The following is a 14,594-nucleotide window of genomic DNA, read 5'->3' on the forward strand; positions in this document are numbered from 1 at the left end:
AAGCCCGATGCTCGCCCTCGACCGCCCCGCGCTCGTCGACTATCGCAACAACGGCCGGAAGCCGAAGCCCACCTTCTCCGCCGCCGAAATGCAGCGCCGCCAGGATGCCGTGCGCGGCTGGATGGCGAAGAGCAAGGTCGACGCCTGCCTGTTCACCAGCTATCACAACATCAACTATCTCTCCGATTTCCTCTATTGCTATTTCGGCCGCAAATACGGACTGGTCATCACCCCGGGCAAGGCCACCTCGATCAGTGCTGCGATCGATGGCGGGCAGCCGGCGCGCCGCACCTACGGCGACAACGTCACCTACACCGACTGGTCGAAGGAGAATTACTTCCTGGCGCTGAAGGCTCTCGTGAAGGGCGCGAGGCGCATCGGCATCGAGTTCGACCATGTGAACCTCGATTTTCGTGCGCAGCTCGCCGACGCCTTTCCCGGCGTCGAGTTCGTGGATGCCGCCGCACCCTCGATGCGGCTGCGCATGATCAAGAGCACGGAGGAAATCCGCCACATCACCAGGATGGCGAAGATCGCCGACATCGGCGGCGGCGCCGTGGTGGAGGCCACCGCCGTGGGCGTGCCGGAGCACGAGGTGGCGCTCCATTCGACCCAGGCCATGGTGCGGGAAATCGCCAGGACGTGGCCTCATGCCGAGCTCATGGACACCTGGACGTGGTTCCAGTCGGGCGTCAATACCGATGGGGCACACAATCCCGTCACCTCGCGCAGGATCAGGCGCGGCGACATCCTGAGCCTCAACTGCTTTCCGATGGTGGCTGGCTACTACGTGGCGCTCGAGCGCACGCTCTTCGCGGAGACGGCGTCCAAGGAGCACATCCGCCTGTGGGAGATCAACTGCCGCGTCCATGACGAGGGCAAGAAACTGCTGGTGCCGGGGGCGAAATGCTCGGACGTGGCCAAGGCGCTGAACGAGATCTATGCCAGCCACGATCTCCTCAAGTACCGCACCTTCGGCTACGGCCATTCCTTCGGCGTGCTCTGCCACTACTACGGCCGCGAGGGCGGGCTCGAACTCCGCGAGGACTGCGACACCGTTCTGGAGCCCGGCATGGTCGTCTCGATGGAACCGATGATCATGATCCCCGAGGGCCAGAAGGGTGCGGGCGGCTACCGCGAGCACGACATTCTCGTCATCACCGAGAAGGGCAACCGCAACATCACCGGCTTCCCCTACGGCCCTGAGCACCTCATCGTGCAGCCCTCGCGCAGGCGTGCGGCTGGGAAGAAGGCCCCCGCCCGCAAGCCGAGACGCGGGACGCGCTGACCGCCCTCCGTCCTCGTCGGCCGCGCTCATGAGGGGCTTGCATCCTCAAGCATGCGGCCTATGATATTTTTTCAAGCAACAACCCCGACAAGGCGAGGTGCAGAGGAATGGCGCAGGGCGGCCCGGCAAGCGACGCGATGGTGCGTTTCGTCAACGTTCAGAAGAGCTATGACGGCGAGACGCTGGTGGTGAAGAACCTCAACCTCGACATCGCCAAGGGCGAGTTCCTGACCATGCTCGGGCCCTCCGGCTCCGGCAAGACGACGACCCTGATGATGCTCGCCGGCTTCGAGCCGGCCACCCACGGCGAGATCTATCTCAAGGACCAGCCGATCAACAACGTGCCCCCGCACAAGCGCGGCATCGGCATGGTGTTCCAGAACTATGCGCTGTTCCCGCACATGACAATCAACGAGAACCTCGCCTTTCCTCTCCAGGTGCGCAACGTGCCGAAGGCCCAGATCGAGGAGAGGGTGGCGAAGGTACTGAAGATGGTGGAGCTGCCGCAGATGGGCAACCGCCGCCCGGGCCAGCTTTCGGGCGGCCAGCAGCAGCGCATCGCCGTGGCGCGCGCCCTCGTCTTCGAGCCGGATCTCGTGCTCATGGACGAGCCCCTGGGCGCCCTCGACAAGCAGTTGCGCGAGCAGATGCAATACGAGATCAAGCATATTCACGAGCGCCTGGGCGTCACCATCGTCTACGTGACGCATGACCAGTCTGAAGCGCTCACCATGTCGAACCGCATCGCCGTGTTCAACGACGGCGTCGTGCAGCAGCTCTCGACACCCGCCGAGCTTTACGAGCGGCCCGTCAACTCCTTCGTGGCGCAGTTCATCGGCGAGAACAACAAGCTGAAGGGCACCGTGGCCGAGATCGGGGCCGACAACGTGGCAACCGTCCGGCTCGAGACGGGCGAGGTGGTGAAGGCGCTCTCCATCAGCGCTAGGGAGAAGGGCGGGCGCACGCTGCTCTCGGTGCGTCCGGAGCGGGTGGAGATCAATCCCAGCGCACAGCGGGCCGACGTGATCCTGAACGGGCGCATCGCCGAGCTGATCTATCTCGGCGACCATATCCGCGCCCGTCTCGAAGTGGCCGGCCACAACGACTTCATCGTCAAGGTGCCGAACAAGGGCGCGAGCAGCGAGGTGGCCCAGGGCCGCGAAGTGAAGGTGGGCTGGAAGGCGGAAGACTGCCGCGCCCTCGATTACGCCGAGTTCCGACATTGAGGTGATGCGATGCCCTCCCGCCGCGCACTGAACCTCATCGCGGCCGGGGCGGCGGGGATCGCCATGTCTCTGTCGAGTATCCTGCCGCCCGGGGCTGTTGCCGAGGGGGTCGAGGTGGATCTCGCCCTCATCCTCGCCATCGATTGTTCCTTCAGCGTCGACCAGCGGGAATTCGCGCTGCAGATGCAGGGGCTGGGCCTCGCCTTCCGCCGCGAGGAGGTGAAGCGCGCCATTGCCCAGGGATCCCGCGGCCGTATCGCCGTCACCGCCGTGCAATGGTCGGACGACCAGAACCAGGCCGTCGTGCTGCCCTGGACCGTGGTCTCGGGCGGCACGGAGAGCGATGCGCTGGGCCAGCACCTCGCAAACCTGCCGCGGCAGCTCGCCGAAGGCGGAACCTCGATCGCCGCGGCGCTGACCTTTTCGGCCGCGCTCTTCGAGGGCGCACCCGCAGCGGAACGCCGCGTGGTGGACGTCTCCACCGACGGGCGCAACAACTCCGGGCCTCGCGTCGCCCCGGTGCGCGATGCGCTGATGGCCCAGGGCATCACCATCAACGCCCTCACCATCCTCAACGAATGGCCCACCCTCAACATCTATGCCGAGAACAACGTGATCGGCGGGGCGGGATCATTCGCGATGCCCGCCAACGACTACGAGGCCTATGGCGAGGCGATCTTCCGCAAGCTGCTGCGCGAGATCACCGGCCCCGGCATCTCCTGATCCGGGCCGGGCTTGACCGGCACCGCCACGGCACCTATCCCGGCTCATCCGCAGTCCTGACGGAATTTCACCGATGAAGAGCTTCAGTCTCAACCGCATTCCCGAAATCATCTTCGGCCCCGGCCGCGCCCGCGAAATCGTGAGCCGGGCCGAGGCGCTCGCCGGCAAGGGAGCAGCCATCGTCCTCGTCGCCGACCCGGCCCTCGGGCCGCTTGGCATCACCGGGCACGTGAGCGGCCTGCTCGCGGAGGCCGGCTTCGAGCCGCATGTCTATGACGGCTTCACGGGAGAGCCGAAGCAGAAGGACGTCGATGCCGCGGCTGGGCTGGCGCGCCGACACCGCGCAAGGCTGGTGATCGGCCTCGGCGGGGGCTCCGCCCTCGACACGGCGAAGCTCGCGGCCTGCTGCGCCGTCTCGGGCCTCTCCGCCTCGGCCTACGCGCTCTGCGCGACGCCGCTTCCGGCGAACCGCCTGCCGCTCATCGCCGTGCCGACCACGGCGGGCACCGGCTCCGAGGTGACGCGCGTTTCGGTCTACGCCGATGACGGCGGCGTGAAGGTGTGGGCCTGGGGTGAGGAACTGAAGCCGGACGTGGCGGTCCTCGATCCCGAGCTCACCCTGGCCGTGCCGCCCCAGGTGACGGCCGCCACCGGCCTCGACGCCATCGTCCACGCCATCGAGGCCTCCACCAACCGGCACCGCCACGAGGGGAACGATCTCTATTGTCACCGGGCGATCAGCCTCATTGCCGAAAACCTCGAGAAGGCTGTGAACGCTCCGCGCGACATCGCCGCGCGCGGCGCGATGCTGCTCGGCTCGTGCTATGGCGGCATCGGCATCGACAATTGCGGCACGGCACTCGCCCACAACATCTCGCATGCGGTTGCGAATCTGGCGCCGATCGCCCATGGCCGCGCCACTGGCCTCGCCATGCTCGCAACCATGGAATGGGTGGCGGAGGGAAACCGCCCCGCCTTCGCCAGCGTGGCAAAGGCCATGGGCGCCGCCGATCCGGTCGGCGCTTATGACCGGCTGGTTCGCGCCAGCGGCATCAAGCTGTCGCTCGCGGGCGAGGGCCTCGACCACGTGACACCCGAGACGCTGGCCGAGCACATGGCCGCCCCCGCCAATGCGCCGATGCGGAAATCGACCGCGCGGACACCGGCCGACGATGACCTCGTGCTGCTGGCCGAACGGTTCCTGACTGTTGCATGAGCACCGCCCCGTGCTAGGAGCAGCAGCGTGAACCACGATCTTTTCCACGATGCCGGCTGGTTTCTCGGTGCGGCGCGCCGCGGGCTTGCGGCCCGCCGGGGTGAGGGCATTGCCGAGGTGCTGGAGCGCCTGGCCGCACAGGATGTGAGCGCGCTGGCCTTCCGCGAGCCGGAGCCGCGCGGCCTTCCCGTGCTTGTCCATTTGCCGCAATGCCTCGGCGAGACGATGCTGCTCGACCCCGATCTCGCCGCGGCGATCGCCGCCGTTGAGGAGGGGCTGCAGTGGCGCCAGTCGGCATCCTACAGCGACGCCGTTCTGGGCGAGGGGTTCACCGCCAATTACGGCTGGGCCGAGATCATCGGTCCCCACGGCTTCTTCGCCGGCGAGGATTTCCTGCTGGGCCTTCTCATGCTCGGGCCGCATCGCCACTACCGCGACCATTTCCACCCCGCGCCCGAACTCTACTGGCCGCTCACCTCCGGGAGCCTGTGGAGCCGCGACAGCGGGGCCTTCGTGGAAAAGCCCCAGGGCGCCACGATCTGGCACCCACCCATGGCGATGCACGCGACGAAGACCGGCGAGACGCCCATGCTTGCCCTGTGGAGCTGGACGCGCGACGCCGGAACGCCCGCCCGCCTCAGCGGGTGATCGCGCATGCGGCTGCTGCTGGCGCTTGCCGCCTTCGCCTATCTCGGCATCATGGCCTACATGTATCTGCAGCAGCGGAGCTTGCAGTATTTTCCCGGAAGGGCCGGCACGCCGCCTGAGGCCGCGGGGCTTCCGGGCGTCAGCGAGGAACGCGTGAAGACGCCGGATGGCGAGACGATCGTGCTCTGGCATGCCGAGGCGAAACCGGGAATGCCCACCATTCTGTTCTTTCACGGCAACGGTGGCGAAATCTCCGACCGCGCGGAACGCATGGCCTTCTACCGGTCGCAGGGTTTCGGCGCACTCTTCGTGTCCTATCGCGGCTATGGGGCGAGCAGCGGCACGATCTCTGAGCAGGGCTTCATCACGGATGGCCTGAGCGCCTACGCCTTCCTGAGGGACCGTGGCGTTCCTCCGGAGAAGATCGCGGTCGTGGGCGAGTCGCTCGGAACCGGCGTTGCGGTGCAGCTCGCGGCGCAGCGGCCCGTGGGCGCGGTGGCGCTCGAAGCGCCTTTCGCCGCGGCGGTGGAGATCGCCGCCGGGATCTACTGGTGGCTGCCGGTGCGCCTGCTGATGAAGGACCAGTTCCGCTCCCGCGATCACATCGCAGGGGTGACGGCGCCGCTGCTCGTCCAGCACGGCGACAATGACGGCGTGGTTCCGGTCGAACAGGGCCGCCGCCTCTTCGAACTCGCAACGGCCGCGAAGGAACTGGTGATCCACCCCGGCGCCGGCCACGATGTCATCGACAGCCCCGAAGTCTGGGCGCGCGAACTGGCGTTCTTCCGCGACCGATTGAAGGTTCAATAGCCGGGCGGCGGCACGAAGCCGCCATACTCCTTCTCCAGCAGTTCGGCGAAGCGGATCGAGGTGTAGTCGGCATATTGCCGGGTGATGATCTGCACGCCGGCGGGAAGGCCCTCGGGCGTGAGGCCCATGGGAGCCACCGTCGAGGGCAGGTAAAAGCAGCCGGAATAGCCAGCCCAGAACAGCTGGTCCGTGGTCGGAACGCGCCTGCCGTTCACCGTGATCTTGCGTTCGTAGCGCTCGCCCTCATGATCATGCGGGAAGGCGGTGGAGGCGGCGGCCGGGCAGATCATCACGTCCCAGTCGTCGAAGAACTGGTCCCACAACAGGCGCATCTGGTGCCGGCGCTCGTTATAGCGCAGCCAGTCGCGGTGCGGCAGCACATAGGCGCGCAGCATCTGCATGTAGTAGCTCTGGTCCAGCGGGTCGGCCGCCGCGACGATCCCGGAATTGGCGCGGAACTCGGCGTCGGACTGCCTGCGGCTGGTGGCGGAGCGCAGCAGCGCGACATAGACGTCCATCGCCTCCTTCGTGGAGAAGCCAGGCCGCGCCGTGGTCGACATCCGCTTCACGCGCGGGCCGAGGAAGGTGGTGAGCTTGCCCATGAGATCCTGCACGGCGAGGTCCACCTCGGACTGCTCGTCGGTGACCATCACCGCCACGCGGAAGTCCTTCAGCGACCTCTGCCGCGCAGGCGGAAGGGTGAGGGCATAGCCGCGCGCCTCCGGGCCCACGGGCCCCGCGAGCAGCTTCATCATGGCAGAAAGATCACGCGCCGAGCGGGCGAGCGGACCCGCTACCGTGATGTCCCCCGGCTGCACCGTGCCGGGAAGCAGATGCCCCTGGTAGGGCACCACCCCATAAGTGGGCTTGTGCCCGTAGACGCCGCAGTAATGCGCCGGGTTGCGGATCGAGGCGCCGATGTCGGAGCCGATCTCGAGCGCCGACATGCCGGTGGCGAGTGCAGCCGCCGAACCGCCGGAGGAGCCGCCGGGCGAGCGCGTCACGTCCCACGGATTGTTGGTGGTGCCGTAGATCGCGTTGTAGCTCTGCCAGTCCGCCAGCATGAGGGGCACGTTGGTCTTGCCGTAGATCACCGCACCGGCATCGGTAAGCCGCGAGATCGCCACGGCGTCGGAGGTGGCGATGTTGTCCCTGAACCGCGGGTCGCCCCAGGTGGAGGGTGTCCCGGTCCAGTCGAAGCTCTCTTTGGCCGTCATCGGCACGCCGTCGAATGGCCCCTTGGCCTTGCCGGCCTTCAGCCGCCGGTCCGCCGCGGCGGCCGCCTTCTTCGCCCGGGGAATGTCCGTCACGATCACCGCATTGAGCGCGCCGTTATGTCTTTCGTACTGGCCGAGGCAGCCCTCCAGCAGGGCGGAGGCCGAGACCTTGCCCGCCCGCAGCAGGCGGGCGAGTTCGGTGGCGGAGCGGAAATGCAGGGGCAGGCTGGGCATGAGGAGGTCCTTTCTGCGCCCAAGCCTAGCTTAGCCTCTTCCGCCGCAAAAGTGCGCCCGCATGACTGGGCTGCAAACCCTCATGCTGACGCGCCGCCCGATCCCGGTATAGACAGCCGGCATGGACCGCCGCAGCCTCATCACCGGTTACCTGCTCGTCGCAGCGGGCTCGGCGCTGTTCGCCTCCAAGGCCATCTTCATCAAGCTTGCCTATCTGGAACGCTCCGATGCGCTGCTGATCCTCGCCTGGCGCATGGTGTTCGCGCTGCCGGTGTTCATTGCGGTCGGCGCATTCGAGCTGGCGCGCCGGGGCCGCGAGGGAAAGCCCATGCCGCGCCGCGACGCCCTGCTGGGAGCGGTCGGCATCGGCCTCATCGGCTATTACCTGGCGATGATCCTCGATTTCACCGGCCTGCTCTACGTCACCGCGCAGCTCGAGCGGCTGGCGCTCTTCACCTACCCGATCTTCCTGATCTTCATCGGGGCGGCCTTCTTCGGCATGCGGCTCACGGCGTCGAGCCTCGCCGCGGCATTCATCTCCTATCTGGGACTCGCCGTCGTTTTCGTGTCGGATTTCTCCGGGGGCGGGTCGAACGTGACGCTCGGCACGGTGCTGGTGCTGGGTTCCGCCGTGAGCTTCGCCGTCTACCAGCTGATGGCCAAGCGCTACATCGGCGAGATGGGCTCGGCCCTCTTCACCTCGGTTGCGCTCTCGGCTGCGGCGGTGACGACGCTGCTCCACGTCTTCATCGTCAGGGGCCACCTCGACACCTCGATGTCGGCGCATTACTTCCTGCTGGCCGCGGGAACCGGGCTTCTCGCCACTGTGATCCCCTCCTTCTTCGTCAATGCCGGCATGGGGCGGATCGGTGCCGCCTCGACCGCGATGATCTCCAACGTCTCGCCATTGCTCACCATCTATTTCGCGGTGGCGCTGCTCGAAGAGGAGTTCACGCTGCCCCATGCCATCGGAACGGCGCTGGTGGTGGGCGGAGTCGGCTATCACACCTGGCGGGATATTGGAAAGCCGGTTCGGAGGGGCGGGTAAGGCAGCATCTTCCCTCTCCGCCCTTTTTCTGGTCTTCTGGCGTCATGGACCGCCACCCGCTGTCACCCCGGCTCGCCCACTGCCCGGAAAGCCTGCCGCGCGAGGCCTATGTCTCGCCCGACTGGCTGGCGCGGGAAATGCAAACGGTCTTCGCCCAACAATGGGTGTGCGTGGGCAGGCTCGCCGATTTCCCCGAAGGCACGCTCAGGCGCGTCACGGTCGGGAGGGCGCCTGTCATCGTCAGCCATGCCGCGGGCGCCCTCCGGGCCTATCACAATGTCTGTCGCCACCGGGGGGCGGAACTCTGCCCGGCGGACCGCGCCGCGGGAAAGCTCATCACCTGTCCCTATCACGCCTGGTCCTACAGGGCCTCCGACGGCAGCCTCGTCGCCACCGGACTTGCCAAACCCACCGATGACTTCGACCGGAGCAGCCACGGCCTGCTGCCGCTGGCGCATCGTGTCTGGAACGGCTTCCTCTTCCTCAACGCCGCGGCGGAGCCAGGCCCGATGAAGGCGGACGTGCCGCTCACCACCTTCGACAACTGGCCCATGGCCTCCCTCGTCACCGGGCACCGCTCGGTGAAGGAACTCGACTGCAATTGGAAGGTCTTCTGGGAGAATTACTCCGAGTGCCTGCATTGCCCCGGCATCCACCCGGAACTCTGCGACATGGTGCCCCTCTACGGCAAGGGCATCATGGGCCCGTCCGAAGCCCTGGGCTGGACGCCGGACCAGCCCGAGGAACCGAACCTCAGGCCCGGAGCCGAAAGCTGGACCCCGGATGGCAAGCCCTGTGGACCTGTCTTCGAGGGGCTGACGACGGACGAGCGCCGGCGCGGCTACACCTTCGGCACGCTCTGGCCCTCGATCTACGTGGTCGCCCATGTCGACTATGTGCGCGCGGTGCGGATCGAGCCCCTCTCGCCCGAGCGCACCCGGCTCACCGCGGAATGGTATTTCCCGCAGGCGACACTCGATCAGCCGGGCTTCGACGCAGCGGAGGTGGCAGGCTTCGCCAAGGTGGTCCTCGCGCAGGATGGCGCAGCCGCCGAGATGAACCAGCGGGGCTTGCGCTCGCCGGCCTTCCTGGCGGGCCGCCTGATGCCCGAGGAATACGAGATCAGCCGCTTTCACCAGTGGCTGCGGCGGAACATGGAAGGGGCCGGCTGAACCGCCGGCACCGCCTCAGCTCACATTGTCGGGCAGCACTTCCTTGCGCTTGGCCATGAAGGCCTGCAGCGCTTCGTCGATGCCGGGGTCGAGGGCGGGGGCCTGGTAGTCCCGCAGCATCTGCTTCCACTTCTCGTTGGCGCGCTGCACGATGTCCTTTTCGCCGTCGTCCCGCCACTGCTCGAAGGAATTGTTGTCGGCGAGCTGCGAGCGCCAGAAGGCCGTCTCGAAATTGGACTGGGTGTGCGAGCAGCCGAGGTAATGCGAGCCGGGGCCCACCTCGCGGATCGCGTCCATGGCCTGGCCGTTCTCGGAGAAATCCACCCCTTCGGCGAATTTCTGGAACATGGTGAGCTGGTCGGCGTCCATGATCAGCTTCTCGTAGCCCGAGGCGAGCCCGCCCTCGAGCCAGCCTGCCGCATGGAGGCAGAAATTGACGCCTGAGAGAAGCGTCGACCACATGGTGTTGGCGCTCTCATAGGCCGCCTGCGCATCAGCTATCTTCGACCCGCAGAGGCTGCCGCCGGAGCGGAAGGGAACGCCCATGCGGCGGGCGAGCTGTGCCGCGCCGAAGGTGACCATCGCTGGCTCGGGGCTGCCGAAGGTGGGGGCACCCGACTGCATCGACATCGATGCGGCGAAGGTGCCGAACACCACGGGCGCGCCGGGGCGGCAGAGCTGCGTGAAGGCGATGCCGACGGAGGCCTCCGCCAGGATCTGCGTGAGGGTGCCCACCGTGGTGACGGGCGACATGGCCCCCGCCACGATGAAGGGCGAGATGACTGTCGCCTGGTTGGCGCGCGCCAGGACCTTCAGCGCGCCCAGCATCACGCCGTCCCACACCATGGGCGAGTTGGCGTTGATGAGCGAGGTCATGACGCAGTTCTGGTCCACGAACTCCTTGCCGAAGACCATCTCCGCCATGGCCACCGAATCGGCCGAGCGCTCGCCCGCCGTCACCGAGGCCATGAAGGGTTTGTCGGAATACTTGATGTGGGTGTAGATCATGTCCAGGTGGCGCTTGGCCACCGGAATGTCCACCGGCTCGCACAGCGTGCCGCCCGCGTGATGCAGGCTCGGCAGCATGTAGACGAGTTTGGCGAAGTTGCGGAAATCCTCGATCGTGGCATAGCGGCGGCCTTCGTCGAGATTGCGGATGAAGGGCGGGCCGTAGACCGGCGCGAAGACGGTGTTGTTGCCGCCGATGGTGACGCTGTTGGCGGGGTTCCTCGCATGCTGCACGTATTCGCGCGGGGCCGTCCTGATGAGCGAGCGCACGAGCCCCTTGGGGAAGCGGACGCGGAACCGCTTCGGGTCGGTGGCGGAGGCCTTGATCTCCGCCCCGGCATCCTTCCACATGCGGACCGCTTCCTCGTCCTCGTAGAAGTCGAGGCCGACCTCCTGCAGCACCGTCTCTGCATTGTGCTCGATGAGTTCGAGCTGCTCGTCCGAGAAGGGCTCGTAAGGCTTGATCGCCCGGCGGATGAAGCCCGCCTGCTTCACGGCGGTGGAGGTGCGCGCGGCGCGGCGGGCGTCAGCACCGCCACGGGCGCGGCGGCCGGAAGACGGGGCGGAAGCGGGCTGGACGTCGGTCATGGGCGGGCCTGTTGAGAAGTTTTCACGTGACGGGTGGTTTACGCTCAACCGTGCTCGTCGGCGTGAAGCAAAGCGTCAGGCCATGGCCGGGAAACGACGCCGCTAGAACGTCACCTTCAGCCGCTCGAGCCCGTGGAAATGATAGGCGTTGCGATAGCAGGGCTGCTCCGCCAGGGCGAGTTTCGGCAGCCGCCGGAACAGGATGGGGAGCGCCACCGCAAGCTCCAGCCGGGCGAGTGGCGCGCCGATGCAGAAGTGGACGCCCGCCCCGAAGCTCACATGCGGGTTGGGCTGCCGCGCCGGAACGAAGCGGTCTGCCTCCGGAAAGCGCGCCGGGTCGCGGTTGGCAGCCCCCAGGAGAAGCCCCACCGTCTCTCCCTTTTTCAGGCGAAGGCCAGCATATTCAAGGTCTTCCAGCGCATAGCGGGTGAAGAGGTGGAGCGGCGCGTCGTAACGCAGCAATTCCTCGACGTGAGCCTCGCCGATCGCTTCGCGGATCTCGTGCTCGATGAGGCACTTGATGCCATTCCCCAGCGCATGCACAGTCGCCTCGTGCCCGGCGTTGAGGAGCAGGATGGCGGTGGTGACGAGCTCGTCTTCCGAGAGCTTCGATCCCTCCTCCTCGGCCCTGATCAGCTCGGAAATCAGGTCGTCGCGCGGCTCTTTCCGGCGGCGTTTCACGTAGTCCCTCATGAAGCTCGAGAATTCCAGCGTCGCCTTCACCGCACGGTCCTCGACCGCGCGGTCGCGCCGCGCCTGGTACATCGCCACCATGTCATGCGACCAGGCGAGGAGCTGCTGCGCCATCTCCGTCGGAACGCCCAGCAGGTCGCAGATGACGATCACCGGGATCGGGGTCGCGAAATCGTTTAGCAGCTCGGCCTCGCCCGTTTCCTCGATCCTGTCGATCAAGCCATTGGCGAGGCTGGCGATTGCCGGCCGCAGCCGCTCCACCTGCCGCGACAGGAAGGAGCGGTTGATAAGGCCCCGGAGCCGCGTGTGGACGGGCGGTTCCAGCTCCAGCAGTGAGTGCGATTCGAAGGCGTAGAACGGCTTCAGATGCTCCGGCGTCTCAGGCCAGCCGAGCTCTTCCCGGCTCGCCACATGCAGGATCTGCCGGCCGAAGCGCCGGTCGCGCAGCAGGGCGCTCACGTCCTCGTGGCGGGCGAAGCACCAGTATCCATACTGCTCCCACCTGAAGACGGGCACCTCGGCGCGGATCGCTCGATAGGCGGGGTATGGGTCGTTGTAGAATTCCGGTTCGACGGGATCGAGGAAGACCGAGCGGCGGGAGGTGTGGATGCGCATGGCTGCCATCTTCTCGCGAAGTCGCCTATTCTCGCAAGCCGGGGTAAGAAGCGCGCCACACGAGGAGGGCAGGGACATGAAGGTTTTCATCAGCGTCGACATCGAAGGCTGCGCCGGCATCACCCACTGGGACGAAGCCGAGAAGAACCACGCGGATTACCCCGAGTTCCGCGAGCAGATGACGCGCGAGGCGGTGGCGGCGATCGAGGGCGCCAAGATCGCCGGCGCGACCGAGATCCTGGTGAAGGACGCACATTCCTCCGGGCGCAACCTGATCGCCTCCATGCTGCCCGCCGACGTGCGGCTGGTGCGCTCCTGGATGGGACACCCCCTCTGCATGGTCCAGGAGCTGGACGAGAGCTTCGACGCGGTGATGATGATCGGCTATCACAGCGCGGCGGGCTCTGAGGAGAACAGCCTCGCCCACACCCTCTCGCACGATGCCGCCGAGATCCGCATCAACGGCCGCCGCGCCTCGGAATATCTGATCCACGCCCTGGCGGCGTCGATGCTGGGCGTTCCCACCGTCTTCGTGAGTGGCGACAAGGGACTGATGCAGGAGATCGAGGAGACGAACCCGGCCGTCACCCGCTGCGCGGTGAAGGAAGGCCGCGGGCAGTCCACGGTTTCGATGACTCCCGCCGCCGCATGCAAGGCGATCCGCGAAGGCGCTGCGGCATCGCTCCGCGGCGATCTCAGGCAGTCGCTGCTGCAGGTGCCGGAACACGTGATCGTCGAGATCACCTATTCGAACCCCGTGCTGGCGGCCCGCCACCAGTGGTATCCCGGCATGATGCATGTGGGGAACCGTACCGTGCGCTTCGAGACCGGACATTATTTCGACGTGCTGCGCATGCTGAACTACGTCACATGACCAAGGCTGCAGGCCGCATCTCGTTCGAGTTCATCGTTCTCGTGGCGTTGCTCAACGCCATGGTGGCGATGTCCATCGACACGATGCTCCCTGCGATCGGCGCCATCGCGGCGGAACTGGGGGCGGCCGACGCGAACAGCCGGCAGTACATCATCACCGTCTTCTTCGCCGGCCTGACGCTCGGAACGCTGGTCTACGGCCCCTGGTCGGATTCGCTCGGCCGCAAGCCGACGATCGTCGTGGGCCTCTGCTTCTACGCGCTGGGCGCACTCCTCTGCCTTGCGGCGACGAGCTTCCCGATGATGCTGGCGGGCCGCTTCATCCAGGGCTTCGGCGCCTCGGCACCGCGCATCGTGTCGATTGCCATGGTGCGGGACGGGCAGGGTGGTGCGGCCATGGCGCGGGTGATGTCCTTCGTCATGATGGTCTTCATGCTGGTGCCGATCCTGGCGCCCAGCATCGGCCAGCTCGTGCTTCTGGTGGCGAGCTGGCGGATGATCTTCCTCGGCCTGCTCGGCATGGGTGTCATCGCCGGGCTGTGGCTGTGGTTCCGGCAGGAGGAAACACTGCCACGGGAACGGCGCTCGCCGCTCTCGCCCGGGGCCCTCCTCGCCGCGGCCGTCGAGGTGCTTCGCCACCCTGTCGCCATGGGCTACACGCTGGCCTCCGGGGCAATCTTCGGCAGCTTCATCTCCTATCTCGGCACCTCGCAGCAGATCTTCGCCGAGCAATACGGCCAGGGGGCCTATTTCGCGCTGTGGTTCGCCTTGTTCGCCGGCGGCATCGCCATCGCCATGATGGTCAACGCGCGGCTCGTCATGCGCTACGGAATGCGCCGCCTCTCCGCACTGGCGCTCCGGGGCTTCGTCGGCCTGGCAGTCGCCTTCCTGGCAGCCAGCCTGCTGCTCGACGGCCATCCTCCGCTGTGGAGCCTCGCCGCCTACCTCTTCCTCACCTTCTTCTGCAGCGGGCTGCTGTTCGGCAATTTCAACGCCATCGCCATGGAGCCGATGGGCCGCATCGCCGGCATGGCGGCGGCGATCTCGGGGGCGCTCTCCTCGCTGGTCGCCATACTGACCGGGGGCTACATCGGCCAGCTCTATGACGGCACGCTGATTCCCCTGGTGGCGGGCTTCGCGGGACTGGGGCTCATCGCCCTTGCCTCCACGGAATGGGCCGAACGCCGCAGGAGGTGAGTTTTCCACGCCTTGCCGAGCGGCCCTGAGTTCTGATA

The 14,594-nt window shown here is 66.9% G+C and carries 13 protein-coding genes; 10 read left to right on the top strand and 3 right to left on the bottom strand.

The features are described 5' to 3' along the window. The first annotated feature begins 7 nt into the window (after positions 1–7). The 6 genes from ACK4HL_RS06260 to ACK4HL_RS06285 all read left to right on the top strand — a co-directional run bounded on the left by ACK4HL_RS06260 (position 8) and on the right by ACK4HL_RS06285 (position 5,911). Positions 8–1,288: an aminopeptidase P family protein gene (locus ACK4HL_RS06260; RefSeq protein ID WP_409757317.1), complete on the top strand. Its 1,281-nt coding sequence runs from the start codon at positions 8–10 to the stop codon at positions 1,286–1,288. Positions 1,289–1,395: 107 nt separating this feature from the next. After that, on the top strand, positions 1,396–2,514 hold the full coding sequence (locus ACK4HL_RS06265) for an ABC transporter ATP-binding protein (RefSeq protein WP_409757320.1): 1,119 nt from the start codon (positions 1,396–1,398) through the stop codon (positions 2,512–2,514). A 9-nt stretch (positions 2,515–2,523) separates the two neighbouring features. Next, positions 2,524–3,237 carry a DUF1194 domain-containing protein gene (locus tag ACK4HL_RS06270; RefSeq protein ID WP_409757323.1) on the top strand — a complete coding sequence of 238 codons (714 nt, stop codon included), beginning with the start codon at positions 2,524–2,526 and terminating at the stop codon, positions 3,235–3,237. 73 nt (positions 3,238–3,310) lie between these two features. Continuing rightward, positions 3,311–4,453: an iron-containing alcohol dehydrogenase gene (locus tag ACK4HL_RS06275; RefSeq protein ID WP_409757326.1), complete on the top strand. Its 1,143-nt coding sequence runs from the start codon at positions 3,311–3,313 to the stop codon at positions 4,451–4,453. A 27-nt stretch (positions 4,454–4,480) separates the two neighbouring features. Then, a complete protein-coding gene (locus tag ACK4HL_RS06280; RefSeq protein ID WP_409757329.1) occupies positions 4,481–5,101 on the top strand; it encodes a dimethylsulfonioproprionate lyase family protein in 621 nt (206 codons plus the stop codon). 6 nt (positions 5,102–5,107) lie between these two features. After that, the gene (locus ACK4HL_RS06285; RefSeq protein ID WP_409757331.1) at positions 5,108–5,911 is read left to right on the top strand and encodes an alpha/beta hydrolase; all 804 of its coding nucleotides are present in this window, start codon (positions 5,108–5,110) and stop codon (positions 5,909–5,911) included. Here ACK4HL_RS06285 and ACK4HL_RS06290 read toward each other — a convergent pair. Then, positions 5,905–7,362: an amidase gene (locus ACK4HL_RS06290; protein ID WP_409757334.1), complete on the bottom strand. Its 1,458-nt coding sequence runs from the start codon at positions 7,360–7,362 to the stop codon at positions 5,905–5,907. The two genes, ACK4HL_RS06285 and ACK4HL_RS06290, sit on opposite strands and share 7 nt — an antisense overlap. A 121-nt stretch (positions 7,363–7,483) precedes the next feature. On the opposite strand from ACK4HL_RS06290, the gene ACK4HL_RS06295 reads away from it, so the two are divergent. Beyond that, complete coding sequence (locus tag ACK4HL_RS06295) at positions 7,484–8,410, top strand: DMT family transporter (protein ID WP_409757337.1); 927 nt, start codon at positions 7,484–7,486, stop codon at positions 8,408–8,410. A gap of 44 nt (positions 8,411–8,454) precedes the next feature. After that, positions 8,455–9,582 (top strand): aromatic ring-hydroxylating oxygenase subunit alpha, encoded by a 1,128-nt coding sequence (locus tag ACK4HL_RS06300; RefSeq protein WP_409757340.1) that lies wholly within the window; start codon positions 8,455–8,457, stop codon positions 9,580–9,582. Between the two features lie 15 nt (positions 9,583–9,597). Here the strand turns inward: ACK4HL_RS06300 and ACK4HL_RS06305 are convergent, their stop codons facing one another. Next, positions 9,598–11,178: a trimethylamine methyltransferase family protein gene (locus tag ACK4HL_RS06305; protein ID WP_409757343.1), complete on the bottom strand. Its 1,581-nt coding sequence runs from the start codon at positions 11,176–11,178 to the stop codon at positions 9,598–9,600. A 102-nt stretch (positions 11,179–11,280) separates the two neighbouring features. Beyond that, positions 11,281–12,486 (bottom strand): cytochrome P450, encoded by a 1,206-nt coding sequence (locus ACK4HL_RS06310; protein WP_409757346.1) that lies wholly within the window; start codon positions 12,484–12,486, stop codon positions 11,281–11,283. 76 nt (positions 12,487–12,562) lie between these two features. Between ACK4HL_RS06310 and ACK4HL_RS06315 the strand changes: the two genes are divergently transcribed. Both ACK4HL_RS06315 and ACK4HL_RS06320 read left to right on the top strand, forming a co-directional pair. Continuing rightward, on the top strand, positions 12,563–13,360 hold the full coding sequence (locus ACK4HL_RS06315; RefSeq protein ID WP_409757349.1) for a M55 family metallopeptidase: 798 nt from the start codon (positions 12,563–12,565) through the stop codon (positions 13,358–13,360). Beyond that, positions 13,357–14,556, top strand: a complete 1,200-nt coding sequence (locus tag ACK4HL_RS06320; RefSeq protein ID WP_409757352.1) for a multidrug effflux MFS transporter — start codon at positions 13,357–13,359, stop codon at positions 14,554–14,556. The genes ACK4HL_RS06315 and ACK4HL_RS06320 overlap by 4 nt, the downstream gene beginning before the upstream one ends. The last annotated feature ends 38 nt before the right edge of the window (positions 14,557–14,594 follow it).

Origin of the sequence: Aestuariivirga sp., from assembly GCF_046294715.1 — a bacterium.
Lineage (GTDB): Bacteria > Pseudomonadota > Alphaproteobacteria > Rhizobiales > Aestuariivirgaceae > Aestuariivirga.

Coding starts and splice junctions, on each gene's coding strand:
- ACK4HL_RS06260 (WP_409757317.1), top strand. CDS start 8: ATGCTCGCCCTCGACCGCCCCGCGCTCGTCGACTATCGCAACAACGGC.
- ACK4HL_RS06265 (WP_409757320.1), top strand. CDS start 1,396: ATGGCGCAGGGCGGCCCGGCAAGCGACGCGATGGTGCGTTTCGTCAAC.
- ACK4HL_RS06270 (WP_409757323.1), top strand. CDS start 2,524: ATGCCCTCCCGCCGCGCACTGAACCTCATCGCGGCCGGGGCGGCGGGG.
- ACK4HL_RS06275 (WP_409757326.1), top strand. CDS start 3,311: ATGAAGAGCTTCAGTCTCAACCGCATTCCCGAAATCATCTTCGGCCCC.
- ACK4HL_RS06285 (WP_409757331.1), top strand. CDS start 5,108: ATGCGGCTGCTGCTGGCGCTTGCCGCCTTCGCCTATCTCGGCATCATG.
- ACK4HL_RS06290 (WP_409757334.1), bottom strand. CDS start 7,362: ATGCCCAGCCTGCCCCTGCATTTCCGCTCCGCCACCGAACTCGCCCGC.
- ACK4HL_RS06295 (WP_409757337.1), top strand. CDS start 7,484: ATGGACCGCCGCAGCCTCATCACCGGTTACCTGCTCGTCGCAGCGGGC.
- ACK4HL_RS06300 (WP_409757340.1), top strand. CDS start 8,455: ATGGACCGCCACCCGCTGTCACCCCGGCTCGCCCACTGCCCGGAAAGC.
- ACK4HL_RS06305 (WP_409757343.1), bottom strand. CDS start 11,178: ATGACCGACGTCCAGCCCGCTTCCGCCCCGTCTTCCGGCCGCCGCGCC.
- ACK4HL_RS06310 (WP_409757346.1), bottom strand. CDS start 12,486: ATGCGCATCCACACCTCCCGCCGCTCGGTCTTCCTCGATCCCGTCGAA.
- ACK4HL_RS06315 (WP_409757349.1), top strand. CDS start 12,563: ATGAAGGTTTTCATCAGCGTCGACATCGAAGGCTGCGCCGGCATCACC.
- ACK4HL_RS06320 (WP_409757352.1), top strand. CDS start 13,357: ATGACCAAGGCTGCAGGCCGCATCTCGTTCGAGTTCATCGTTCTCGTG.